20 protein-coding genes are annotated in these 25,042 nt (G+C 70.9%); 14 read left to right on the top strand and 6 right to left on the bottom strand.

Going from position 1 to position 25,042, the window contains the following annotated elements; genetic code table 11:
• The first annotated feature begins 121 nt into the window (after positions 1-121).
• The 7 genes from AW272_RS17375 to AW272_RS17345 all read left to right on the top strand — a co-directional run bounded on the left by AW272_RS17375 (position 122) and on the right by AW272_RS17345 (position 7,188).
• Entirely contained in the window at positions 122-1,066 is a 945-nt protein-coding gene (locus AW272_RS17375) for an ABC transporter ATP-binding protein (protein ID WP_169807561.1), read from the top strand.
• On the top strand, positions 1,063-1,887 hold the full coding sequence (locus AW272_RS17370) for an ABC transporter permease (RefSeq protein ID WP_083958408.1): 825 nt from the start codon (positions 1,063-1,065) through the stop codon (positions 1,885-1,887). Before AW272_RS17375 ends, AW272_RS17370 begins: the two co-directional genes overlap by 4 nt.
• A gap of 23 nt (positions 1,888-1,910) precedes the next feature.
• A complete protein-coding gene (locus tag AW272_RS17365) occupies positions 1,911-3,050 on the top strand; it encodes a YcaO-like family protein (RefSeq protein WP_066366076.1) in 1,140 nt (379 codons plus the stop codon).
• Positions 3,050-4,261 carry a TfuA-like protein gene (locus AW272_RS17360; protein ID WP_066366075.1) on the top strand — a complete coding sequence of 404 codons (1,212 nt, stop codon included), beginning with the start codon at positions 3,050-3,052 and terminating at the stop codon, positions 4,259-4,261. Before AW272_RS17365 ends, AW272_RS17360 begins: the two co-directional genes overlap by 1 nt.
• A complete protein-coding gene (locus AW272_RS17355) occupies positions 4,261-5,370 on the top strand; it encodes a cytochrome P450 (RefSeq protein WP_066366072.1) in 1,110 nt (369 codons plus the stop codon). The genes AW272_RS17360 and AW272_RS17355 overlap by 1 nt, the downstream gene beginning before the upstream one ends.
• On the top strand, positions 5,367-6,356 hold the full coding sequence (locus AW272_RS17350; protein WP_066366070.1) for a methyltransferase: 990 nt from the start codon (positions 5,367-5,369) through the stop codon (positions 6,354-6,356). The genes AW272_RS17355 and AW272_RS17350 overlap by 4 nt, the downstream gene beginning before the upstream one ends.
• A 142-nt stretch (positions 6,357-6,498) precedes the next feature.
• Positions 6,499-7,188: a response regulator transcription factor gene (locus AW272_RS17345; protein WP_066366067.1), complete on the top strand. Its 690-nt coding sequence runs from the start codon at positions 6,499-6,501 to the stop codon at positions 7,186-7,188.
• Here AW272_RS17345 and AW272_RS17340 read toward each other — a convergent pair.
• The 4 genes from AW272_RS17340 to AW272_RS17325 all read right to left on the bottom strand — a co-directional run bounded on the left by AW272_RS17340 (position 7,169) and on the right by AW272_RS17325 (position 10,584).
• The gene (locus AW272_RS17340) at positions 7,169-8,473 is read right to left on the bottom strand and encodes an NAD(P)/FAD-dependent oxidoreductase (protein WP_066366065.1); all 1,305 of its coding nucleotides are present in this window, start codon (positions 8,471-8,473) and stop codon (positions 7,169-7,171) included. The two genes, AW272_RS17345 and AW272_RS17340, sit on opposite strands and share 20 nt — an antisense overlap.
• Positions 8,473-8,748 (bottom strand): PqqD family protein, encoded by a 276-nt coding sequence (locus AW272_RS17335; RefSeq protein WP_157518604.1) that lies wholly within the window; start codon positions 8,746-8,748, stop codon positions 8,473-8,475. Before AW272_RS17335 ends, AW272_RS17340 begins: the two co-directional genes overlap by 1 nt.
• Before the next feature lie 27 nt (positions 8,749-8,775).
• The gene (gene stsB / locus AW272_RS17330; RefSeq protein WP_066366061.1) at positions 8,776-10,218 is read right to left on the bottom strand and encodes a StsB family radical SAM/SPASM domain sactipeptide maturase; all 1,443 of its coding nucleotides are present in this window, start codon (positions 10,216-10,218) and stop codon (positions 8,776-8,778) included.
• Between the two features lie 75 nt (positions 10,219-10,293).
• Entirely contained in the window at positions 10,294-10,584 is a 291-nt protein-coding gene (locus AW272_RS17325) for a StsA-related sactipeptide RiPP (RefSeq protein WP_066366059.1), read from the bottom strand.
• Positions 10,585-10,777: 193 nt separating this feature from the next.
• Between AW272_RS17325 and AW272_RS42085 the strand changes: the two genes are divergently transcribed.
• The 6 genes from AW272_RS42085 to AW272_RS42080 all read left to right on the top strand — a co-directional run bounded on the left by AW272_RS42085 (position 10,778) and on the right by AW272_RS42080 (position 18,553).
• Positions 10,778-10,978, top strand: a complete 201-nt coding sequence (locus tag AW272_RS42085; RefSeq protein ID WP_157518603.1) for an aroma-sacti cluster domain-containing protein — start codon at positions 10,778-10,780, stop codon at positions 10,976-10,978.
• Positions 10,975-14,043, top strand: coding sequence for an ATP-binding protein (locus tag AW272_RS17320; protein WP_066366056.1), 3,069 nt, complete (start codon positions 10,975-10,977; stop codon positions 14,041-14,043). The genes AW272_RS42085 and AW272_RS17320 overlap by 4 nt, the downstream gene beginning before the upstream one ends.
• Complete coding sequence (locus AW272_RS17315) at positions 14,040-14,948, top strand: S8 family serine peptidase (RefSeq protein ID WP_218010934.1); 909 nt, start codon at positions 14,040-14,042, stop codon at positions 14,946-14,948. The genes AW272_RS17320 and AW272_RS17315 overlap by 4 nt, the downstream gene beginning before the upstream one ends.
• The gene (locus AW272_RS17310) at positions 14,938-15,537 is read left to right on the top strand and encodes a GAF domain-containing protein (protein WP_066366053.1); all 600 of its coding nucleotides are present in this window, start codon (positions 14,938-14,940) and stop codon (positions 15,535-15,537) included. The genes AW272_RS17315 and AW272_RS17310 overlap by 11 nt, the downstream gene beginning before the upstream one ends.
• A 178-nt stretch (positions 15,538-15,715) precedes the next feature.
• Complete coding sequence (locus AW272_RS17305) at positions 15,716-18,310, top strand: helix-turn-helix transcriptional regulator (protein ID WP_157518602.1); 2,595 nt, start codon at positions 15,716-15,718, stop codon at positions 18,308-18,310.
• Positions 18,311-18,358: 48 nt separating this feature from the next.
• On the top strand, positions 18,359-18,553 hold the full coding sequence (locus AW272_RS42080; protein WP_157518601.1) for a hypothetical protein: 195 nt from the start codon (positions 18,359-18,361) through the stop codon (positions 18,551-18,553).
• 5 nt (positions 18,554-18,558) lie between these two features.
• Here AW272_RS42080 and AW272_RS17300 read toward each other — a convergent pair whose 3' ends face one another.
• Positions 18,559-21,594, bottom strand: a complete 3,036-nt coding sequence (locus tag AW272_RS17300) for an AfsR/SARP family transcriptional regulator (RefSeq protein ID WP_066366050.1) — start codon at positions 21,592-21,594, stop codon at positions 18,559-18,561.
• A 156-nt stretch (positions 21,595-21,750) separates the two neighbouring features.
• Here AW272_RS17300 and AW272_RS45590 point away from each other — a divergent pair, with 156 nt between their 5' ends.
• Positions 21,751-21,885: a hypothetical protein gene (locus AW272_RS45590; protein ID WP_275527300.1), complete on the top strand. Its 135-nt coding sequence runs from the start codon at positions 21,751-21,753 to the stop codon at positions 21,883-21,885.
• Here AW272_RS45590 and AW272_RS17295 read toward each other — a convergent pair.
• Positions 21,882-24,869, bottom strand: a complete 2,988-nt coding sequence (locus tag AW272_RS17295; protein ID WP_066366043.1) for an AfsR/SARP family transcriptional regulator — start codon at positions 24,867-24,869, stop codon at positions 21,882-21,884. The two genes, AW272_RS45590 and AW272_RS17295, sit on opposite strands and share 4 nt — an antisense overlap.
• Positions 24,870-25,042: the final 173 nt, after the last annotated feature.

Below are 25,042 nucleotides of genomic sequence, written 5' to 3'. Positions count from 1 at the left end.
GACACAATCAGGCCTCTGCCGTTCGGCATAAGCCCACTTTCGTGGGGTTGTCGGCCCTACTGATCACAAGCCCATACTCAAGCCACAACCCGCTCCGAGAGACAGAGGGTGGAGTATGGCCGTGTCGAGTGACGTGGTGACGGCCACGGGGCTGACCAAGCAGTACAAGGGAATGAGCCGGCCCGCGGTGAACGACGTGTCGTTCGACATCGCGCGCGGCGAGACCTGCGGACTGCTCGGCCCCAACGGCGCCGGTAAGACCAGTCTCATCAAATTGATCTGCGGTGTCACCGCCCCCACCTCGGGCGACATCCGCGTGTTCGGCGTCGACCCGATCCGCCAGCCGGTCGAGGCCAAGAGCGGCATCGGTGCGATGCACCAGACGGCGCCGTTCGACATGATGTTGCCCGCGCTCGACAACCTGCACATCGCGGCCAAGTTCCGCGGCCTGAAGTGGCGCACCATCGAGCCGTGGGCGATGGAGGTGGTCGAGTTCCTCGGCCTGACCGAGGCCCTCGACCGGATGTGCTTCCAGCTCTCCGGCGGCCAGCGCCAGCGTCTCCAGCTGGTGCGCGCCCTGTTGAGCATCCCCCAGCTGCTGATCCTCGACGAGCCTTCCGCCGGTCTGGACGTCGCCGGCCGCCGCCAGGTCGAGAAGTTCGTCACCTGGCTCCGCGAGGAGCACGGCGTCACCATCCTGTGGACGACCCACCACATCGAGGAGCTGGAGCGCAACTGCCAGCGGGTGCTCGTCATCAACAAGGGCGAGGTGGTCAGGTTCGCCAAGCCCCGCGAGATCGTCGAGGAGTTCGGCAGCACCCACGTGCAGGTCACCGTGGAGGACGCGCTGGCCAGGGAGATGGTCGCCGACTGGGCGCGCGGCGCCGGCCACGAGACCTCGACCGGTGAGAACGAGGTGCGCATCCACGGGGCCAAGGCCCAGGAGGTGCTGCCCGCGCTGGCGGGCCTGGCCATCACGGGTGTGTCGACCGTGTCCGACTCGCTCGAAGAGGCGTTCCTGCGGATGACCGAGAAGGCTCCGGAGCCTGAGGAGGCGACGGCGTGAGCACCCCCACCGACCGGCTGACGTTCCAGCACCAGCCGCCGTCCGCCGGGACCGCCCGGCAGGCCGACCTGGGCGCCGTGGTCTACCGCGAGTGGGCGCTGCTGGCCCGCAACCGGGTCTACCTGATCCTCGGCCTGGCCCCGATGCTCATCTACTTGCTGCTGGTCAACACCTCGCTGAGCAACCTGGTGCAGACCGTGCAGTACAAGGGCCTGGCCGTCGGGTTCGCGGTGTTCCTGCTGCCGATGACGCTGGGCATGTCGGTCGTCAGCGCGGCCGGCACCTCGGCCATGGCGATCTTCCAGGAGGAGATGAGCGGGGTGGCGACGCAGCTCTGGTCGTACCCGCTCAGAAGATCGCGCTTCCTGATGGGCAAGATGATCGCCGGTGTGTCGCTGGTGCTCGGGCAGAGCCTGCTGGGCCTCATCGCCGCTGTGCTGATCTTCGAGTTCCCGTTCGACCTGGAGGGCTGGCTGGCCCTGCTGGTGGCGCTGACACTTGCGTCGCTGGCCATCAACGGGCTCTATCTGGCGGCGGCCATCACGGTCACCGACTACCAGGCCTTCATGGTCGGCTCGAACCTGTCGCTGCCGGTGCTCGTGTTCAGCGCGCCGTCGATGTACACCTACGACAGCATGCCGACGGTCCTGCAGTGGTTCTCCCACGTCAACCCGCTGACCTACGCCATCAACGGCATGCGTGACGCCAGTCTGTTCGGCTTCGGGGCGGCCGGGCGGGACATGGTCATCCTGGCCGTGATGGCGATCGTCGGCTACACGATCGGCGGCCGGGCGCTGCTGAACCGCGCACGCAACATCTGATCCCCTGGGGGCGAGACGAGACGATGACCGACACCACATGGCTGCGCTCCGCCGCCGACGCCTCGAAGGTGCTGCTCCCCGGCACCGACCGGGCGGTCGGACCGGCCCAGTCGCTGAAGATGGCCGGGCAGGCCGCCCCGCTGGTCGGGATCACCCGGGTGGCCGACATCACCCGGCTCGACCACATCGGCATCCCGACCTTCCAGGCGATCCGGCCGGCCTCGCGGACACTGGCGGTCTCGCAGGGCAAGGGGGTCACCCCCGACCTGGCGAAACTGTCGGCGATGATGGAGTCGATCGAGCTCTGGCACGCCGAGCAGCCCATGGAGGCGCTCACCGTCTCGCCGCCCAGGGAACTGCATCTCGGGTACGACGTGAAACACCTCCCGCTGTCGTCGCCGACCGTTCTGCACGATGGGCTGCCCATCGCCTGGGTCGCCGGACGGTCGCTGACGGACGGGGCCGAGACGCTGGTCCCCCGTGACACGGTCGCGTTCCGGCTGACCCGCAAGACGGGCTGGAACGCGCCGGTGTTCTTCGAGTCGACCAACGGCCTGGCCAGCGGGAACACCCTCGTCGAGGCCACTCTTCACGCCCTCTACGAAGTGATCGAACGCGACGCGGTGACCGGGTGGCTGACCGGCAGGGACAAGGGCGAGATCGTCGACGCCTTGTCGGTGGGATCACCGGTCATCGCCGTGCTGGTAGAGCTGATGGCCCGCGCCCGGGTCACGATGGAGTGCCGGTCGGTGCCCTCACCCACCGGGCTGTCGGTGTTCGTCGTGCGGATCACGTGTGACGACTATCCGCCGCCCTTCATGGGCTATGGATGTCATCTCAGCGCCGAGATCGCGCTGTCCCGGGCCATCACCGAGGCGGCGCAGTCGCGGCTGGCCTACATCTCCGGCGCCCGCGACGACCTCAAGGCCGGCGCGCAGAAACAGCTCGCCACCGACTATCCGGCCCTGGTCGAAGGCGGCGCCGGGATCCAGGAGGTGCCCGCGCGCGGCAGCCTCGTCGACGACCTCGACGACGTCGTCAAGCGGGCCGCCGTCGCCTTCGGGCACGCACCCATGGTGGCCGACCTGACCCGCGCGGACATCGGAGTCCCGGTGGCCCGCGTGCTGGCCCCCGGCAGCCGCGTCATCCCGGAGGTGTTCTGATGAAGGTCGTCGTCTACACCGGGCCGACCCTGTCGGCCGACGACGTGCACGCCGTTTTGCCCGAGGCCACTGTCGTCCCGCCCGCCGCGCGGGGTGACCTGCTCAAAGAGGAGTGGGGCCCCGACGACACCGCCGTCATCATCGACGGCTACTACCGCGAGCGGCTCTCCGTCGGGCACAAGGAGATCCTCTGGCTGCTCAACGAGGGCGTCCACGTCATCGGGGCGGCCTCGATGGGGGCGCTGCGGGCGGCCGAACTGTCCCCGTTCGGGATGAACGGCGTCGGCGAGGTCTACGAGATGTTCTCCTCCGGCGCGGTCGACGGCGACGACGAGGTCGCGGTGATGCACGGCCCGGCCGAGCGTGGCTACCAAGCCAGTACGGTCGCGCTGGTCAACCTGCGACACGGGGTCGCCCGGGGGACCGTCGACCCCGAGGCCGGCGCGCGGATCATCGCCGCCGCCAAGGCCCGGCCGTTCACGCACCGGTCGTGGGACGAACTCGCCGAGGCGCTCGATCCCGGGGACCGGCCGGCGCTGGCCGTACTCAGAGAAGAGCAGTGGGACGTCAAGCGGCTCGACGCCCTCCTGGCTCTGGAAGAGGTCAGCGGCGAGCGCCCCGACGTCGCCGGGGCCTGGTCGGCCGACATCGCGCTGACCGGGATCACCCACTACGAGGCGCTGAAGTGGCGCTCGGCCCGGGACCTCGACGTCATGAACGCGGCCAGGCTGTTCGCGCCCGAGTATCCCGACGTGCACGCCGCCGTCCTGGAAGAGCTGCTGACCGAGTTCGGCGGCGAGGCGTACACGCAGGAAAAACTCGGTGTGTACGGCGATGAGCTGCCCCCCGAGCTGGCGAAATGGCTGGCCCCAGCCGAGCACGCCCTGCCGATGGCCGAGCGGTTGAAGCTCGTCATGATGCGGGTCTGGCCGGTCTGGCAGTCGGAGGACTGGCGGCGGGCGGTGCTCGACCGGCTGCGCGCCCACGAGAAATGGGACGAGTGGTCCGGCCTGCTCATCGCCGCCAAGCTCGCCCGCGCCACCGCCAAGGCCGCCCCGCCGCCGCCGGAGTTCTGCGCGCGGCTGTTCCTGCGGCACTGGAAGACCGCGCCGCCGCACGTCGAGATGGCCCGGCGCGGCTTCTACGGCATGGACGACCTCGGCCGCACCGCCACGCCGTTCTTCGCCCTGGACGCCCAGCGGAGACGCTGATGCCCGGCATCCCGCGCGCCGATCCGCATCCGGTCCTGCACCGGATGCGGGCGGAGGCGCCGGTCTTTCACGTGAACGGCGCCTGGTACCTGACCCGGTACGCCGACGTGCAGCGGGCGCTGCTCGATCCGGCCATCGGGCGGCAGGTCACGGTGCACGCGGGCGTGGACGATCCGCTGGCCGTGGTCCGGCGGAACATGTTCAACCTCGACCCGCCCGACCACACCCGGCTGCGGCGGCTGATGGCGCCCGCGTTCGGCCCGCGCACGGTCGCCCGGCTGTCGGAACGGATCGACGAGATCGTGGCCGAGCTGGTCGCGGGCCTGCACGGCGAGGTCGACGTGATCGCCCAGCTGGCGTTGCCGCTGCCGATCCTGGTGATGGCCGACCTCGTCGGCTTCCCGTTGGCCGACGCCGCCAAACTGCGCGTGTGGAGCGACGCGATGCTGCGCAGCTACCACGCGCCCCGGATCAGGGCGGCCGGGCTGGCCTTCGTCCGCTACATCGAGAAACAGATCGCCGAACGCCGCGAGACACCGCGCGAGGACCTGCTGACCCGGCTTTCCCTGAGCGACGAGCTGGACCACGAGGAGCTCGTCTCCAGCGTGTTCCAGCTGGTCATGGCGGGTGACGAGACGACGGTCAACCTCATCGGCAACGGGGTGCTGGAACTGCTGCGACACCCTGGTCAGCTGTCTCTGTTGCGGGACGACCCCGAGCTCATCGACTCGGCGGTCGAGGAGATGATGCGGTTCAACGGTCCGGTCGGGCACTCCCGGCCGCTCTATGCGCTGACCGACGCGGTCTTCGGAGACGTCGTCATCCCTCGCGGAGACATGATCATCCCGGTGCTGCTGGCCGCCAACCGCGACCCGGCCGTCTTCCCCGACCCCGACGTGTTCGACATCGCCCGCACCCCCAACCGGCACCTCGGCCTCGGCCACGGCATCCACTTCTGCCTGGGGGCCGCGCTGGCCCGGCTGCAGGCGAGGGCCGCGATCGGTGCGCTCGTCCGGCGTCCTCTGGAGCTGACCACCGCCGAGTTGGAGTGGACCCCCGACCTGTTCATCCACGGCGTGCGCCGCCTTCCCCTGCGAGTGGGCCCATGAAGAATCTCTCGGCCATGGCCTTCGGCTTCGCCGGTTCCCAGATCCTGTACGCCGCCACGAAGCTCGGCCTGCCCGATGTATTGGCCCGAGGGCCGATCGGCGTGGCGGATCTGGCTGTGAAGGTCCAGGTAAATCAGGACTCACTCCACCGGCTGCTCCGCGCGCTGGTCGTGCTCGACGTCGCCATCGAGATCCCGCCGGGACGCTACGCGCTGTCGGCCTTCGGCCAGCCGTTGCGTGCCGGTCATCCCCGCTCGATCAGGTCGAGTGTGCTGCTCCTGGGCGACCCGGCGACCTGGCAGGCCTGGGGCGCGCTGACCTCGGCGGTGCAAACGGGCGAGACCGCCTGGGACCACGTTCACGGCCGGCCGCTCTTCGAGCACCTCGCGGCTTCGGAGGAGCTCTCGACGATCTTCAACACCGCCATGCGCGAGGGCACCGGCCAGGTCGCCGAGTTCGTCCCGTTCGACTTCTCCGGGACGACCGTCGTGGACGTGGGCGGCGGAAACGGCACCCTGCTGGCCGCACTTCTGGGCCGGCACCCCGACGCGCACGGTGTGCTCTTCGACTCGGCCGAAGGCACCGCGGCAGCTGTGCCGATCCTGGCGGACGTCGCAGACCGGTGCCGGATCGAGAACGGCGACTTCTTCGACGCCGTGCCCGAGGGCGACGTCATCATCCTGAAGGGCATCCTGCACGACTGGGACGACGACACCTGCGTCCGGCTGCTGAGGGGTTGCCGTAAGTCGTTGCGACTGGGCGGACGGTTACTGGTCATCGAGCCTGTCATGCCCGAGAGTCTGGCCGCGCCCGAGGCGTCGGGCGTCGTGATGAGTGATCTCGCGATGCTCGTCTACACCGGAGGAAGGGAACGCACCCGCTCGGAGTTCGGCGCGCTCCTGGACGCGGCCGGGTTCACGTTGACGCAGGTCAGTGAGCGTCTCGGGGCTTCGTCGATCCGGGTCGTCGAGGCCGCCGGAGACTGACCGGCCGGTTGACGCGGAGTGGGCGCGTGAGTATGCCGCCTCTGCGGGCGGCTCTCATGAGTAATCGCCCTGCTCTGGTGAGCATTTTCGTATGCGCGCATTCTGTGCCGGTGGCGGAAAAACGGTCAATTCAGGTAGTCAGGTGACACATCAGGCCGAATTGGCCCTCTCGGTCGAGACGATGCCCGTCAGGGTCGTCGTCGGCGAGCCGGACCGGGGGGTTCGGGCCAGACTCAGGGGATCGCTGCACATGGGCACCGGTGTCTACGTCGTCGGCGAGGCCGGCGCCGGGACCCGGCTGAGCGATCTGGTGGCGCGTCAGCGCCCCCGGGTCGTCGTGGTCAGCGCCGCGCTGCTCGCCTCCGGGGTGGACTTCGCGCTCACGGTCGGGGCGCTGATGCGGTGCCGTACTCAGGTCGTACTGGTCGCCGACGAACTCGACGAGGAGCTGCTCGGGCGGGCGCTGCGGGAGGGCATCGGCGGATTCGTCCACCGGGAGTCGCTGTTCGCGGAGATCGTGCCGGCGATCCGGACGGTCGCGGCCGGGCACACGTTCATCTCGACGGCGATGATCACCCGGCTCAGGGACCGCATCGCGGGCGCGATGACCGGCGTCGACCACCACCTGGCGGCGCTGACCCGCCGGGAGGCCGAGGTGCTGGCACTGGTGGCGACCGGGCTGTCGAACGCCCAGATCGCCGACAAACTCGGTATCGGCGCGGGGACCGTGCGGTCGCACCTGGCGCGCATCCTCGACAAGCTGCAGGCGGCCAACCGCGCGCACGCGGTCGGCATCGCCTACGAGCTGGGTTTCATCGGTCCCAAGCGTTGAGCTCCGGGAACTGCGCGCGGGCCTGTTCGGCCGTGAGCGGCTCCTCCAGGTCGTTGACTATGGCCTGAAATATGGCCTGATGGTCGCGTACGGCCGGGATGAGAGCCTGGCTGTGGAACAGTTCGGCGGCGATGCCCGGACTGCTCAGCAGCGCACGGCCGACCCTGGGGTTACCGGCGCCCTTGATCGGCTCGGCCACCGCCATCCGCCACGACCGGTCCGCCTCCTCCGCGACGGCCTGCTGGCTCGGGCCCTCCTTGGCGATTCTCAGCGCGGTCAGCGCGGCGACCGACATGCCGTGTGAGTAGACCGGGTTGACCGTGACGACACTGTCCCCGACGGCCAGGAACCCTTCGGGGAGCCGGGCCCTCTCGAAGTAGCGCCGGCGGTTGGCGGTGTCGTGACACGGCCGGATCGGCCCGACGGGCTTCGCGTTCTCGATCAGGTCGGCGATGACGGGGTCTCTGAGAGCCCGCGCGTACTCGTCGAATCCTGTTTCGTCGAGGGGCGGGTCGCCGGTCATGGTGACGATCCACCGGTTGCCCTCGATGGGGAACAACGTCCCGCCTCTGGCTGGGGTGTATTTGGGGTGGACCATCACGGCAGGAATGTCGCCGGGGCCCTCGTAGAGGCGGGTGGCGTAGGAGACACCGGAGGGGACTCTGACCTCTTCGATCGGAGGGACGCCGAGCGCGGCCAGCCAATGGAGCACCTGGGAGCGGCGGCCGGTGGCGTCGACCACGAGATCGGCACTGATCACCCCGGTCCCGGCAGCCTCCCGAATCTCGTCGGGAGTCGCGCCGGTTGTGGTGACCTCTCCCGGTTCGCCGGTCATCACGTCGGTTGTGACGCTGACTCCGGTGACCCTTCCCGCATCCCCGGCCAGCCCGACTGCGGTGACGCCCTGGATGACCTCGACATCTATGTGTCTTCTGACCACCTCGTCCAGCAAGGGTCTGCTGCAGGCGATCAGGTCGGCATCGGTCCTGACCCGGTGGAACCAGCCCTCGCCGGAGAAGATCAGGCAGTCGCCGGGCATGTTGCGGCGGTGGGCCCCCGCGTTCAGGAGATCGTCGATCACTCCGGGCAGGAGTTCGTCCAGGGCCCGGATGCCTCCCGCCACCAGCACGTGGTTGTGGTGGGACTGCGGAAGCCCCCGCCTCGGGCGGGGGCTCGCCGGGTAGTGGTCGCTTTCGAGGACCACGACCTCGTCCGCGTGCCGGGTCAGCGCGGCGGCGGCCAGCACCCCGGCCAGCCCGCCGCCCAGAACCACAGCGCGGGACATCACGCCTCTTCGAGGATCATGCCGTTCTCGACCATGGAGCCGATGAACCGGTTGACCTCGGACACGATGCGGTGGCTCACGGCGTCGTTGCCGCGCGCGTAGGCCCGCGACATCGTCAGGGCGATCGGCTCCCGCTCGCCGGTCTCCTCGACCATCATCCAGATCTTGGAGCCGGTCTCGTTCAGCGTCGAGAAGTCGCCGGTCTCGGTGTGGTAGAGCGACACGCCGTCGGCGGTCTCCTGCCAGATCACCGAATCGCTGATGGTCAGAGACATGGTCCGCACCTCACTTTTGATCGGGCTTTAGACGGGAGTGATGGGGAGGAGTTTGCCGACCTTGATGGGCTCGCGCATCGGCGGGACGTACCGGGTCCAGTCGTCGAAGACGGGGTGGATCGAATCGTCGGCGACCAGCCGCGGGGTCGTCATGACCTCGTTGTTCCTGGCCAGCTCCTCGCCGGAGGTGCCGGACTCCAGCCAGAGCTGGGTGGCGATGCCGTGGCGCAGGATGCGGCACTGGTGGCGGCTGTTGCGCCGGATGTCCAGCGACTCGGCCATGTGGGAGGCCCGGCAGCCGCCGCCGCACGACGCCTTGATGTAGCAGCGGTCGCAGTCGGCGTGGTAGTCGCCGCCGTAGACCGTGCTGGTCCGCATCTCCTTCAGCACCGGGGCGCCGAAGATCTCGGCCAGCGACTGCTGACGCACGTTGCCGGCGTGGTGCTCGTTGCCGGTGACCAGCTTGCACGGGTAGACGTCGCCGAGCGAGTTGATGTAGATCTCGTTGCCGCCCATGCCGCAGTTGCCCTTGATGGAGCACGTGTTGACCGGTTTCGGGCCGTCGGGGCTGAGCTTGCCGGCCGCCGGGGAGGTCCACGCGATCTCCTGGATCCGCATGTGGTCCTGCCAGCCGAAGTCGGCGTCGTCGTTCACGCCCCGGCCCAGCTTGTTGTGGTACATCAACCGGATGCTGTGGACGTCGAGCCCTTCGAGGAACTCGGCGAAGTCCTCGAGCTCGTCGATGTTGTCCGACGTCACGATGTGGTTGATCTTGGGGATCACGCCGACCTGGTTGAGCAGCTGCAGGGCCTTGTGGGTCTTCGCGAACGAGCCCGCGCCTCTCGTGCGGTCGTGGGTCTCGGCGGTGCCGCCGTCGACGCTGACCGTCACCGAGTTGAACAGGTCGGCGAATCGCTGGGCCGTCTCCAGCTTCCTGATCATCGTCGCGTTGGTGACGATGTTGCACTTCAGGCCGAGGCTCTTGGCGTATTCGACGATCTGGAACAGGTCCTTGCGGAGCATCGGCTCGCCGCCGGTGAAGATGACGTACTCGGCCCCGAAGTCGGCGATCTCCTCGATCAGGCGCAGCGACTCGGCCGTGTTCAGCTCGTTCGGCAGGCACTTCTCCGACGACGCGTAGCAGTAGGGGCAGCGCAGGTTACAGCCGTCGGTGATCGCGTAGTAGGCCTGCTTGAGCTTCGGCTCCTGGAGCGTCACGTTCGGCCGGTGGCCGTTGTAGTAGGCCACCCAGTTCAGGACCAGCTTCGCCAGGGCCTTCTCGTTCTCCACGGTCTCGTCGAGCGGCAGGGAACGGGCGAGCGCCGACAGGACGCCGAACTCCCGCGATGTCAGCATCACACGGCCACCCGAGTGCGGGTTGACCACGAGATGGCTGTCGTCGTGCACGAAATAGGTGAGGCCTTCGGGGACCTCGAACAAGGCGCGGTTCTTGACCAGCTTCCCAGGCATGTCTGCTCTCCCTCCCAACTCCCTGCGCGGGACGCGGCCCCGACATCCGGGGCCGCGTCCGCGAACTGGTGGAACTTAGTTGGCCGCGCCGGAGCCCGAGCCGGACCAAGCGCCACAGAGGCAGTCGGCCGCGACCGGCACCGAGTGGGCGACGACCTCGGGCTCGGACCATTCGCCGTCGGCGCTCACGCCGGCGCTGACACCCGCGAGCACGCCGGGCAGCGCGTTCGGGAGCTTGTCCTTGAGGGAGACGAGCAGGTCCACTTCCTCACGAGTCAGGGTGGCGAACGCCTCCTCGACCTCGGCGGCGAGGGGGGAGTTGAGGATTCCGGCCTGACGCAGTTCTTCCGCGGGATCGAAGGACATGCCTTCACCTTCCTAACAGATGGGCTTGCGTTGCGAGTCGAGTATGTGCCGGGGACGCGAGGCCCAGACAACCCCACAAACGTGGGCTGACCGGCGGAAAAGACCCCACAAACGTGGGGTGGCTGATCGCCCGGCCCGCTTTCAGACTTACGCAAAAGCGGACTTTTCAGACGTGACGCGGTGAGGACGAGTGATGAACAGAACCGGTTCGGGGGCGTTTGACGCATTGGCCGATCTACGTGCCGCAGGGCACCCCATCGATCTGCTCGACGAGCGGCAGCGCGACGTGTTCGCCTCGCTCAACGAGACCGAGGTCATCCTGCTGAACTCCATCAAGCGCCGCCTCGACGACGTCGCGCCCGAGGTAGAGGGCCAGGAGCTCAAGCTCGTATGAGCACCCAGGGGTCGCGGCCGTCGCGCCGTCACATCGTGGTTCTGTTCATCGACCTGTCCGGGTCGACCGAACTCGCGGAGCGTCTCGACCCCGAGCTGCTCATGCAGATCCTGGAGCGCTACTACGCGGGGTGCAGGGAGGCGATCTTCGCCAACGGCGGCGTGATCGAGAAGTACATCGGGGACGCCATCATGGCCGTCTTCGGCATCCCGCTCAGCCGCGAGGACGACGCGCTGCGCGCCGTGCTCGCCGCCCACGGCGCCATGAAGTCGGTGTACGAACTGGCCGACCAGCTGGAGCGCACCGTCGGCGTCCGCATCGGGGCGCACGTCGGAGTGGCGTTCGGCGAGGTCATGGTGGTCGGGAACACCGGCACCGACGTACGGGTGATCGGCGACACGGTCAACACCGCCGCCCGCATCCAGTCGGCCGCCAAGGAGGGCGAGATCCTCCTCGGCGACGACGTGGCCCGGCTGGTGCGCCAGCACGTGGTCGTGGAGGAGGTTCCGCCGCTCACGCTGAAGGGCAAGAAGGACCCGGTCCGCGCCTGGCTGCTCCTCGACGTCGAGCCCGACCGCGCGGCCGAAGCGAGCACCGACACCGTCCCGCTGATCGGCCGGGACGACGAGCTCGCCCAGCTCACCCGCCTGCACGAGCGCGTGATGCGGGAACGGCTCTGCGGGATGGCGACCCTGCTGGGGGTGCCGGGTATGGGTAAGTCCCGGCTGGTCCGCGAGTTCCTGCACCGGCTCCCGCCGGAGGTGCGGGTGCTGACGGGACGCTGCCCCTCCTACGGCATCGGCGCCACCTACCGCCCGATCGCCGAGATGCTGGAGGACGTCAACGGCGACTGGCCCGCCGTCGCGGCGGCCGTGGGGCCCGACGGCGAACGGACGCTGAAGGCCCTGGCGGGCAACGGCCAGACGCCCGGCGTCAAGGAGATCGCCGGGGCGGTGCGCAGTTTCCTTGAGGTCATGGCCGACAACCGGCCGCTCGTGGTGGTGCTCGACAACCTCCAGTGGGCCGAGCCGACGCTGCTCGACCTCATCGACGACTGCGTGTCGTGGCTGACCGACGTGCCGGTGCTGTTCGTCTGCGTGGCCCGGCCGGAGATCTACGAATTGCGCTCCGGCTGGGGCGGCGGCGTGACCTGCGGGATGTCGCTGGAGCTCGGGCCGCTGGGCGGGGCGGACATCGCGCGGCTCGTCCAGGAGCTCTGCGCCGAACGCGTCGAGGTGATGGCGCACGCCGACGACGCCCTGCACTGGCGGGTGGCCGCCAGCAGCGACGGGAACCCGCTGTTCGCCGAGCTGATGCTGGAGGCCCTGATCGACGGTGACGGCTCGCTGCCGCCCACGATCACCGCGCTGCTGGGCGCCCGGCTCGACCGGCTCGGCGGCGACGAACGCGAGGTGCTGGAGCGGGCCGCGACCATCGGCCAGAAGTTCACCCTCGGTCAGGTCGAGATGCTCGGCCCAGAAATATCCTCGGGAACCGCGTCGGTGCCGGTACGCAGCCTCCAGCGCGACCGCCTGGTCAGAAGGGGTTCCCAGCCGGGGGCCTTCGAGTTCACCCAGACCCTCACCCGCGAGACCGTCTACTCGCTGACCAGCAAGGAGCTGCGCGCCGACTGGCACCGCCGGCTGGCCGACTGGCTCAGCGACCAGGACCCCGCCGACGACGCCCCGTTCCGCAGTTGGACCTCCGGCGACATCAGCCGCCACCTGCTCGCCGCCTGCCGCTTCACCCGCGAGGTGCGCCCGTTCGACCCCCTCCTCGACGACCTCACCGACCGGGCCGCGACCGCGCTGATCCGGGACGGCGGCGAGGCCCTGCACCGCAAGGACCTCCCGGCCGCCATCGCCCTGCTGGAACGCGGGCGCGAGATCCTGCCGAAGGGCCGCGAGGAGCACCGGCGGCTCGCGGTCCTGATCAGCGACGCCGAACTGGCGCGCGGGGAGGCGGGCAAGGCCGCCGCCGCGCTGGACGTCGCCGAGGAGATGCTCCCCGGTGACGCGCGCAGCGCGCTGACCTGCACGATCCAGCGGGAGAGCATGGGGATGCGCTCGGGTCGTACAACAGATCTGGAAGCTTTGAGAGACCGGCTGGAGTCCGGCGACGACTTCAGCTGGTGCCGGTTCCACCAGCTCGAAGCCTGGACGCACATCGACGCCGGCCGGTTCGGCGCGGCCGACCAGGCTTTGCGCAACGGGCTGGCGCGGGCCCGCGCGATGGGCGACCGCTACGAGGAGGACCGGCTGCTCGGCGGCCTGTGCGAACTGGTCCAGTGGTCGCCGACGCGGGTGGACGAAGGGCTGCTGTTGTGCGCCGACCTGCTGGAGCGGTTCGTCGGCGACCGCGCGCTGCTCGTGCCGGTGCTGCTCACCAGGGCCCGGCTGCTCGCGCTGAGCGGTGAGATCGCCACCGCTCGCGAGACCCTCGACACCGCCGTCCATTACGTCGACGAGCTCGACCTCGGTCTGCCCGCCATCGCGGTCACTCAGGTCCGCGGCCTGGTCGAGTCGCTGGCAGGCGACCACGACCGGGCCCGGAGCCTGTTCCGCGACGCCGCCGCCGCGCTGCACGCGGCCGGGCACGGCGGGGCCGCCGCCACGCTGGAGATCTACGCCGCCCGCGAGACCCTCCGCCTGGGCGATCCCCGATTGGCAGGCCAGGAACTCGCGAGACGGGAAGGCCCGCGCCAGCTCAGAGGCGAGGTCACCGCGCTGGTGCTGAGAGCAGCCATCGCTGCCCAGATGGCCGGCCAGAATGCCACCCACAGCGCCGACCAAGATGCTGCCCCCGATGCCGACCGGGCCGTCAACGCCGTCGCCGAACCCGCAGCCCTCGCCGAAGCTCTCGGCGACGCCGATCGCGCCGCCGAGCTCATCGAGACGACGGACGACCCCGTGCTCCGGGGAGACATCCTCATCGAGATCGCCCACATCCGGCGGGCGGCCGGACGTGACCCGTCGGGCGTCCTTCGCCGGGCGCTGGACGCCTACGACAGCAAAGGGGCGAGCCTGCTCGCCCACCGGACCCGCGACCTGCTGGGGGACCAGTGACCGTGACGCCCACCAACCCGCCTCCGCCGCTGCCGCCCTGGCGGCGGGCGCAGCGTGACCACTTCCCGGGGGTGCCGGCCTGGGGGCTGGCCACCCGCCGGGCCTCCCCTGAACCGTTCGAGATCAGCCGTCTGGAGACGGTGAACAAGGAGTGGGCCTACGGCGGCGCCGACGGCACGGGGGTGCGCGTCTGCGTCCTGGACACCGGAGTTCAGGCCGACCATCCGCAGGTCGGGGGACTGGAGGCGTCCTACCAGGTGGTCGTCGACGACGGCGGCAAGCTGTCGGTCGCCGAGTGTGAACCGCACGATCCGGCCGGGCACGGCACCGCGTGCGCCTCGGTGATCCGGCAGGTCGCGCCGGGTTCGTCGATCAGCTCGCTGCGGGTGCTCACCGACGGCAAGAACGGCAGCGGCGACGCGCTGCTGACCGGCCTGCGGTGGGCCATCGAGGCCGGGTTCGACGTGATCAACATGAGCCTGTCGACGACCAAGTCGGACTTCCGGCACACCCTCCAGGAGCTGGCCGACCGGGCCTACTTCCGGCGCTGCCTGCTGGTCGCCGCCGCGCACAACATGCCGGTGCTGAGCTTCCCTTGGACGTTCTCCTCGGTCGTGTCGGTGGCCAGTCACGACCAGGCCGACCCGATGACCTACTTCTACAACCCCTCGCCACCCGCCGAGTTCCACGCCCGCGGTGTCAAGGTGCCGGTGGCCTGGGCGGGCGGCAAGGTCGTGCGCAGCACCGGCAACAGCTTCGCCGCCCCGCACATCGCCGGGATCTGCGCGCTCATCCTGAGCAAGCACCCCTGGCTGACGCCGTTCCAGCTCAAGACCGTGCTCTATCTCGCCGCGGACAACACTGCGGACAACATCACGCAGAACGGAGAGCCCGATGTCCACTGAGGACTTCGACAGCACCGAACGCAAGTTGCTGCAGTCGATCGTCGAGGTGGCCCGCCACATGTTCGGCGCGGCCGCCGCGTCGATCTTCCTGGTGGACCCGGAGACCGGCGAGCTGGTCTTCGAGGCCGTCTCCGGCGAGGGCGAGAAGGAACTCGTCGGCAGCCGGTTCCCGGCCGGGACGGGCATCGCCGGCTGGGTCGCCACCAGCGGCCAGCCGATGGTCGCCGACGACCTCCAGACCACCAAGTTCGACCACGACGCCGCCGAGTCGACCGGCTACGTGCCCGCCACGATCATGGCGGCGCCGCTGATCCGCTTCGAGGAGTGCGTCGGCGTCTTGGAGGTGCTCGACCGGGCCGAGTCGCGCAGCGACCTCGACGACATCGAACTGCTGGGTATGTTCGCCACCCAGGCGGCCTGTGGCCTGGAGTTCCTGCTCCGGGTGAGGCAGAGCACCGAGCCCCGTTCCATCGACGCCCGAGCCGTGCTGGGCCGCATCGGCGACCGCCTGCCGAACGGCGACGGCCCGCGCGACGTCGCGGCGCTGAAGCTGCTCGCGCTGGCGGATGAGCTGCTCTCGCTCTCTTGAGGCAGGTTCGTGGCGCGAGCCACGGCCGCGTCTCGCTTTAAATACCTCTATGTGCAGATCTGGGCAATGACCGAATCGCGCCAGATTTCTGACATTTCTTGACATGGCGTGCGTCAGCAGAATTCTCGTCTACTCGAATTGTCAACGCGGCATTCGAAGGGACGTTATGGGACCTGACGTGCGCCCCAGAAGTTCATGGCCGCTCGTCGGACGCGCCGCGGCCCTCCGTGTCATCACCGAATCGGCGGAGCGGCCGGACGTCGAAGGCGTCGTGGTCGTCGGCCCGCCGGGGGTGGGCCGCACCCGCCTCGCCAAAGAGGCGGTGACCAAGCTGGCGGTCGCGGGCCACCCCGCCTCCTGGGCGACCGGCACCCGCGCGGCCGGCACGATCGCCCTCGGCGCGCTGCTGCACCTCGCGCCGCCGGGCGACGCGCTCGGCACCTTCGCCCGGATCGTGGAACGCTTCAGCACTCCTGGCGGAAAACGGCCGGTCCTGGTGGTCGACGACGCCCACCTGCTCGACTCGGCCTCGGCCGCGCTGATCTTCCAGCTCGCCGTGCACACCCACACGTTCGTGCTGCTCACCGTCCGGCAGGGCCAGGCCGCCCCCGACGTGATCACCGCGCTGTGGAAGGAGCGGGTGGCCCGGCGGGTCGAACTCCTGCCGCTCGCCGACGACGAGATCGACGCCGTGCTCGAGCGCGGCCTCGGCGGCCCGCTCGACGCCGTCACCAAGCGCACCTTCCGCCGCCTGTCGGCGGGAAACCCCCTGGTCCTGTACGAACTGGTCCAGTCAGCCCTGGAGGGCGAGACCCTCCGCAACGTCGACGGCCTGTGGCACCTCGACGGGACCCTCCAGGTCACCGGCCGCCTGGGCGACCTCGTCGAGGCGCAGATGGACGTCGACGACGCGGCCGTGCTGAGCGTTTTGGAGGTGCTGGCCTGCAAGGAGCCCCTGAGCCAGCCCGTGCTGGAGGCGATCACCGGGCACGCGGCCGTCGTCCAGACCGAACGCCGCGGGCTCGTCATGCTCGAACGTACCGGCCAGCGCCTGCAGACCCGGCTGTCCATCCCGGCGTACGCCGGGGTGATCAGGGCCCGGATGCCCCGCGCCAGGTACCGGGCGATCTGGGAGAACCTGGCCGAGTCGCTCGGCAAGACCCCGCGCCGCCGCGCCGACGACGTGCTGGAGCTGGCCGTCGCCCGGCACCGGGCCGGGCTCGGCTCCTCGGTCGGGGAACTGCTCGCGGGGGCCCGCCAGGCGGCCGAACACATGGAGTTCGACATGGCCGAACGGCTGGCCATGGCCACACGTGACGCCGGCGGCGGGGTCGACGCCGACCTGACCCTGGCCGAGGTACTGGCCTGGCAGGGCCGCTACGAGGCGGCGGCCGGCATCCTGCCCGAGCCGGAGGAGTGCCCCGACGAGGAGAGCTCCGACCGCCGCGCGATGCTCCAGGAGCGCATCGAATACTGGCACCGCGAAGCGGCGCCCGCCGGAGGCCACCCGACCGGCGAACGCGCCGCCGAGGCGGTCTCGACCTGGATCATCCTGCTGGAGGGCCACGTCGCCCGTTCGATCGCGGTCGGCACCGCCCTGCTGGCCCCGCCCGACCCCCACCTCCCGGCCCGCGCCACCACCTGGGCCGCCACGGCGGTCATGGTCGCGGCGGGCCTCGCGGGCGACCGGCGGCTCGTCGACCAGGCCGCCGCGACCGGCCTGCACGTCGCCACCGAACACCGCAACACGCTGCCCCGCGCGCAGGCGCAGGTCCGCAGCGTCCGCTGTGTGGCGCTGGTCCTGGCGGGCGCGCTCGCCGACGCCGCCGAGGCCGTCGAGGCGGGCTACGAGGAGGCGCTGCAGACCCAGCTCCCGCAGCTCGTCGGCATCTGGACGGGCCTGCGCGGCATCGTCGCCAAGGCCCAGGGCCGGATGACGCTGGCCCAGCAGGCGCTGCGCGAGTCGATCGTGCTGCTCGAAGGCCACGACCCGCTCCGCCTCCAGCGCCTCTACCTGTCCGAACTCGTCGGCGCCCACGCCATGGCGGGCGACACTGCGGGCGCCGACCAGTGGCTGGCCCGGATGGAGGACTCCCCGGCCCCGCCCGGCGCCCTGGTCGATCCGTGGATCAACCGCAACCGCGCCTGGGCCGCCGTCGCCGCCCTCGACCTGCCCCACGCCGTCGAACGCGCGGTCACCGCCGCGAAGGAGGCCCGCAAGGCGGGAGCGCCGCTGCTGGAGGCGCACGCCCTGGCCGACGCCTGCCGGATGGGCGGCGCGACGACGGTCCGCGACCGCCTGACCGAACTCTCCACCACCACCCCCACCCCGGTGACCAGGGCGTTCGCCGCGATGGCCACGGCCTACGCCACCGAGGACCCCGACCTGCTGCTGGAGTCGGCCGTGGTGTTACACCGCCTCGGGCACATGCTGGCGGGCGCCGAATGCGCGGCGACGTCGTATCGGTTACTCGTGGCGGCCGGACGACGGACGGCCGCCAAGAACGCACAGGCACTGGCCACAGAACTGCTGGCCGACTGCGGCGGGGCGAGGACGCCGCAGTCGGAACTGTCGGGGGGCGAGACGGCCCTGACGCCGCGTGAACTGCAGATCGCCAAGCTGGTGGTCTCGGGCCTGTCGGGCCGCGCGGTGGCCGAACGGCTGGACCTGTCACTGCGGACGGTCAACAACCACCTGGGCAGGGTCTACACGAAGCTGGGGGTGTCGGGGCGGCAGGCCCTCGCCGACGTGCTCAGCCATGCGCCGGAGTGACCCGGCCCGTATACCGGTCTTATACGCGGGCCGTGGAACGGTGAACAGGTGTTGAGAAAATCACGCAAGACACTGGGGGCTCTTCTCACCGCCCTGACGATGATCACTGTGCTGCACGCGACTCCGGCCGAGGCCCACTGCAGGGGAGACGGCTGCCCCAACATGCCGTGGGGCACCTTGGACCCCGGCAAACCCGCACCCGGCGACCCCACTCCTACTCCCAGCCCCAGCCCTCAGGGGTAGGAGCCCTAGCCGAGCCGCTCGGCCACCTCCGCCGCCTCGGGAGATCCCAGCGACACCAGCAGGGTGTGCGCCTCCCGCCACAACTCCCGGGCCCGGGAGTTGTCGCCGCCGTCCTCGGCGATCGTGGCCAGCGCGCGTAGCGCGCGGGCCCGCCACGGGCCGTTGCCCATCGCGGTGAACAGCGTCAGCGCCCGGCTGACCTGCTCCGCCGCCTCGGGCCGTCCCTTGTGCAGGACGCCCAGCGCGAGCAGCACCCCCGCCTGGGCGAACGACTCGTCGAGGGCGTCGGCGATCTTCAGGGCCGAGCGCAGACTGTGCTCGGCTTCGGCCGTCTGCCCGAGCTCGGCCTGCGCCTGGCCGAGCCCGCGCAGCAGATAGGTCTCACCCAGGAGGTCACGCAATTGCCGGACCAGCGGCAACGCCGCCTCGAACACGTCGGCCGCCTCGCCCGGACGGCCCTGCCGCAGGTAGGCCTCCCCGAGCCGGAACCGGGTCTGCGCCTCGCCCCGGGCGTTGCCGATCCCGTGGAAGATCGCCAGCGCGGTCTGGAGCAGGTCCTCGCTGGTGTCGAAGTGCCCCCGGTCGAGACTGATCTGGGCCATGCCGGTCAGCACGTTCGCCTCGGCCGCCCGGTCTCCGGCGGTGCGCAGAATCGGCAGCGCCCGCTCGTAGGCGTGTGCGGCGTCGTCGAGGCGGCCGGTCGAACGGTCGAGCAGGGCCAGGTTGCGCAGCGCCAGCGCGTGGCCGTGGTCCTCTCCGACGGAGGCGAACAGGTCGCACGCCTCGACGAGCAGCTCACGGGCCTCGGGGTAGCGCTGGCGGGTGAGGGCCAGGCTGCCGAGCCCGTAGACCATGGCCGCCTCGCCTCGGACGTTGCCCGACCTCCGGACGGCCGCGAGCGCGGTCTCGTGGGTGGTCTCCCAGTCGGACAGATGGGTGTGCGCCTCGAACAGGGTCACGCCTGTCATCGCCAGATCCCACGACAGCCGGTCGTCGCCCAGCTCGGCGGTGTGGGCGACGGCCCTGACCAGGGTGGCGCGCTCGGCCTCCAGCCATTCGAGCGGGTCGGCCAGGATGCGGTCGGTGAGCTGCGGATCGGGGTGCCAACGGGGCGCGTCGTCGTGGAGGATCACGTGGTCGCCGCCGTACACCCGGATGTGCGCCTCGCCCGCCAGGGCCAGCAGGCCGCCGTAGGCGCGGGTCAGCGCGGCGCCGCGTTCGGCGGCCGGCTCCTCGGCCAGGGCGCACTCGCGGGCGTAGAGGCGGACCAGGTCGTGGAAGTGGTAGCGGGGCGGCAGCGCCGGGCCGCCGGAGTCGACCTCCAGCAGTTGCGCGGCGACGAGCTGCTCGATCAGGTCCTGGGCGGTCTCGGCGCCGGTGCCGAGCAGCGCCGCGCAGAGCCAGCTCCCGAAGGAGGCGGTGTCCAGCAGGCCGAGCAGCCGGAACAGCCGGGCCTCGGCGGGGCGCAGACCCCGGTAGCTGAGCGCGAAGTGGGACCGGAGCTGGGTGTCGCCGTGCGCCAGTTCGTCGAGACGCCGCCGTTCGTCGGCGAACCGTTCGGCCAGCAGGGCCGTGGTCAGGTGGGGACGGTTGGCCAGCCGGGCCCCCGCGATGCGCAGCGCCAGCGGCAGTCCGTCGCACAACCCGGCGAGCCGGGCGGCGGCCGGGTCGTCGCGCAGCCACGCGGCCCCGGCCACGTCGGCCAGCACGGCGACCGCGTCGTCCGCCGCGAGCGTGTCCAGCCGGACCACCTGCGCGCCCTCCTGCGACACCAGGCCGTCGAGACCGTCGCGGCTGGTGATGATGGCGGCGCAGCTCGGAGAGCCGGGGAGCAGCGCCCTGACCTGGGCGGCGTTGCGGGCGTTGTCGAGCACCATGAGCACCCTGCGGCCGGACAGCGCGCTGCGCAGCAGCCCGGCCCGTTCGTCGGCGTCGGCGGGGATCCTGGCGCCGGGCACCCCCAGGGCCCGCAGGAACCGGTCGACCACGCTCTCCACCGGCAACGGTTCGATGTGCTCGGCGTAACCGCGCAGGTCGGCGTAGAGCTGCCCGTCGGGGAAGCGGTGCGCGACCCGGTGGGCCCAGTGCACCGCCAGGCCCGTCTTGCCGACGCCGCCCATCCCGGTCACCCCCACGAAGGCGGGCACCGCCCGGCCGTGCCGGTCGGCCAGCATCCTGTCCAGTTCGGCCACCTCGCTGTCGCGGCCGACGAATCCGGCCACGTCGGGCGGCAACTGGGCGGGCACGGGAACCAGCCGCGACACCGGGGCGGTGAGGCCGCGCGCCTGTCCCGGCTGAGCGGGTTCCAGCGACGGGTCGGACCGCAGGATCGCGGCGTGCAACTCGACCAGTTCGCGGCCGGGTTCGAGGCCGAGGTCCTCGATCATGGCCCGGCGGCCCGCCCGGTAGACCTCCAGGGCGTCGGCCCGGCGGCTGGCCCGGTACAGGGCCAGCATCAGCAGGCCGCGCAGCCGTTCGCGGGTGGGATGCCGGGCGACCTGGGCGGTCAGCTCGCCCACCAGGTCGGCGTGCCGTCCGAGGGCCAGCCCGGCCTCGACGCGCAGTTCCTCCGCGCGCAACCGGGCCTCGTCCAGGCGCATCGCGGCCTGCCGCAGGAGCGGGGCGTCGGCCAGGTCGCCGTAGGCGGAGCCGCGCCACAGGTCGAGGGCGGCGGTCAGGACTTCGCCGGCGTGGGCGGGATCACCGTCGGCCAGGGCGCGGGCGCCCTCGGCCGCGCGGGCCTCGAACTGGTGGGCGTCCAGTTCGCCGGTACGCACGTTCAGCGCGTAACCGGAGGGGTGCCGGACGATGCACTCCATGTCTCCGAGGGCGCGGCGCAGGTGGTAGACGTACAGCCGCAGGTTCTCCTTGGCCGACGCGGGCGGGTCGTCCCACAGCAGGTCGTAGAGGCGATCCATGGGGACGATCGTGTTGGCCCGGCTGGTCAGCCCGGCCAGGAGTAATCGCTGCTTGGCCGACCGGAGCGGGATCGTCTGACCTCCGGCCATGAGGGTGAGCGGGCCGAGGACCCCCAACCACATAGCAGCCGCCCTTTTGATCGTTGATCGTGAGAAGCGAGGCAAATCTACCTGTTCCGCCGCGTATATGCCGCTGCACACGTTGCTCGGGTATACGGGCCTTATACGGAACCTGTGGAAACGTGAAAGGAAAACGAACCACGTCAAGGGGGTTACCGAATGTCAGCAAAAATCCGGAAAACGGCGGTCGCGCTCATGGCGACCTTCGCGGTGCTCACCGTGCTGCACGCTCCTGCGGCCCAGGCTCAGGTCCATCCACCCAAGAACGCCGTTTCGAGCATGCCCTGGGTCTAGCCGAGCCGGGCGGCGATCTCCTCGGCCTCACGGCGCAGACGCAGGGCCCGATCGTGGTCGCCGCCCGTTTCGGCGATCGCGGCGAGCGCCCTGAACGCGCGGACCCGCCAGAGATCGTTCTCCGCCGAGGTGAAGACGGCCAGTGCGCGGCCGGCGTTCTCCGCCGCCTCGGGCCGGTCTGTGTGCAGCTCGCTGAGGGCGACCAGGGCCATCGCCTGGGCGAAGGGCTCGTCGAGGGCGCCGGCGATCCTCACCGCCGACTTGAAGGTGTGCTCGGCCTCGTCGATCAGGCCGAGATCGGCCTGCGCCTGACCGAGGCCGCGTAGCAGGTAGGCCTCGCCGAGCAGGTCGTGCAGCCCTCTGACCATCGGGAGAGCCGCTTCGAAACACCGGGCCGCCGCCTCGTGGCGGTGCTGCCGCAGGTAGTTCTCGCCGAGCCCGAACCGCACCTGCGCCTGACCTCGGACGTTGCCGAGTTCCTCGAAGGCGGCCAGCGCCTCGTTGAGCAGTTCCTCGCCATCGGCGAAGTTCCCCCGGTCGAGGCCGATCTGAGCCAGGCCGGCCAGCACATTGGCCTCCGCCGCCCGGTCGCCCGCCGCGCGCAGGATCGGCAGCGCCGTCTCGTACGCGGCCGACGCGTCGTCGAGTTGCCCGGCCGAGCGCTCCAGCGTGGCCAGGTTGCGCAGGGCCAGTGCGTAGCCGTAGGTCTCACCGGCCGAGCTGAACAGGTCGCACGACTCGGTGAGCAGACGACGGGCCTCCGGGTAGCGGCGGCGGGTGAGGGCGAGACTGCCCAGGCCGTAGAGCATCGCGCCCTGACCGCGGAGGTTGCCGGTGGCGCGGGTGGCCGCGAGGGCGGTCTCGTGGGTGGTCTCCCAGTCGGCCAGGTGGTGGTGCTGCTCGAACAGGGTGAGCGAGCTCATCGCCAGGTCCCACGCCAGCCGATCGTCATCGGTGTGGGCGACCGCTCTGACCAGGGACGACCGTTCGATCTCCAGCCAGCCGAGCGGATCGGCCAGCAGCCGGTCGACCGTCGCCCGGTCGGGCCGCCAGCGGGGCGCGTCGTCGTGGAGGATGACGTGGTCGCCGCCGTACACGCGGATGTGGGCCTCGCCGGCGAGGGCGAGCAGGCCGCCGTAGGCGCGGGACAGGGCGGCCGTCCGGTCGGCGGCGGGTTCCTCGGCCAGGGCGCGTTCGCGGGCGTAGAGGCGGACCAGGTCGTGGAAGTGGTAGCGCGGCGGATGGTCGGCGGGCCGGCACTCGACTTCCAGGAGTTGCGCGGCGACGAGCTGTTCGATCAGGCCGTGGGCGGTCGGGAGGTCGCCGTCGAGGAGGGCGGCGCCGACCCAGGTGCCGAACGAGGTGGTGTCGAGCAGGCCGAGCAGCCGGAAGAGGCGGGCCTCCGCCGGGTCGAGGCTGCGGTAGCTGAGCGCGAAGTGGGTGCGGAGCCGGAGGTCGCCGTGGGCCAGTTCGTCGAGCCGCCGCCGCTCGTCGGCGAACCGTCCGGCCAGGTCGGCGGCGGTGACGTCGGGGCGTCCCGCCAGGCGGGCGCCGGCGATGCGCAGGGCCAGCGGCAGGCCGTCACAAAGGGCGGCGAGCCGGGCCGCCGCCGGGTCGTCGCGTAACCGGTTCGCCCCGGCGACGTCGGCGAGGACGGTCAGCGCGTCGTCGGCGGCGAGGGTGCCGAGCCTGATCACCGGGGCGCCGTCGAGGGACATCAGGCCGTCGAGGCTGTCGCGGCTGGTCACGATGGCCGCGCAGGTCGCCGAGCCGGGCAGCAGCGCCCGGACCTGGGCGACGTTCCTGGCGTTGTCGAGCACCATGAGCACCCGCCGCCCGGCCAGCGCGCTGCGCAGCAGCCCGAACCGTTCCTCGGGGTCGGCCGGGATGCGGTTGCCCGGCACTCCGAGTGATCTGAGGAACCCGTCGACCACGTTCTCGACCGCCACCGGTTCGATGTGCTCGGCGTATCCGTGCAGGTCGGCGTAGAGCTGCCCGTCGGGGAACCGGTGCGCGACGCGGTGCGCCCAGTGGACGGCCAGCCCCGTCTTGCCGACGCCGCCCATCCCGGTCACCCCGACGAACGCGGGCACCCCCTTGGCCGACCTGTCGGCCAGGATCTGGTCGAGCCGGGCCAGTTCGGCGTCGCGGCCGGTGAACCCGGCCACACCGGGAGGGAGCTGCGCGGGCACCGGCACGAGGTGTTCGGCGGGCCCGGTCTCGCGCACGACCCGCTGCCGGGGCGGTTCGAGCGCCGGGTCGGAGCGCAGCATCGCGGCGTGCAGTTCGACCAGGCCTGCGCCGGGTTCGCGGCCCTGTTCGGCGACCATGAGGCGGCGGCCCGACCGGTAGACCTCCAGCGCGTCGGCGCGGCGGCCGGTGCGGTGCAGCGCCAGCATCAGCAGGCCGCGCAGCCCGTCGCGGCCCGGGTGCCGGGCGACCTCGGCGGTGAGCTCGCCCACCAGGTCGGCGTGCCGCCCGAGCGCCAGGTCGGCCTCGACGCGCGACTCCCCGGCGCGCAGCCGGGCCTCGTCGAGGCGCAGCGCCTCCTGGCGCAGGAACGGGACCCCGGCGAGATCGTCGTAGGCGGGGCCGCGCCACAGCGCGAGGGCTTCGGTGAGCAGTTCACCGGCGCGGGCCGGGTCGCCGTCGGCCAGGGCGCGGGCCCCTTCGGCCGCGCGGGCCTCGAACAGGTGGACGTCGAGTTCGCCCGTACGGACACTCAGCGCGTAACCGGAGGGGTGCCGGACGATGCACTCCATGTCCCCGAGGGCGCGGCGCAGCTGGTAGACGTACAGCCGCAGGTTCTCCTTGGCCGACGCCGGCGGGGCGACCCACAGCAGGTCGCAGAGCCGGTCCACGGGCACGATCGTGTTCGCGCGGCTGATCAGCCCGGCCAGGAGTAGTCGCTGCTTGGCCGACCGCAGCGAGATCGCGCCGTCGTCGGCCATGAGGGTCAGCGGGCCGAGGACCCCCATCCACATAAGCGGCAATCTATCGGGTCGCCGTGCTCATGGGTGTGTAAGGGATCGAAGGACTCCAGCGAGATACTGCATGGCCCTCGGCGGTGCGGGCTACGAAACTCGCCGATACGGCACCGTAACCGTTTGTACCTCCCATTCGTACTTCCAGGGATGAAGAGTGCATACGGCGTAAT

Origin of the sequence: Herbidospora mongoliensis, from assembly GCF_001570545.1 — a bacterium.
GTDB lineage: Bacteria > Actinomycetota > Actinomycetes > Streptosporangiales > Streptosporangiaceae > Herbidospora > Herbidospora mongoliensis.
This window is presented reverse-complemented; position numbering and strand designations above follow the sequence as displayed.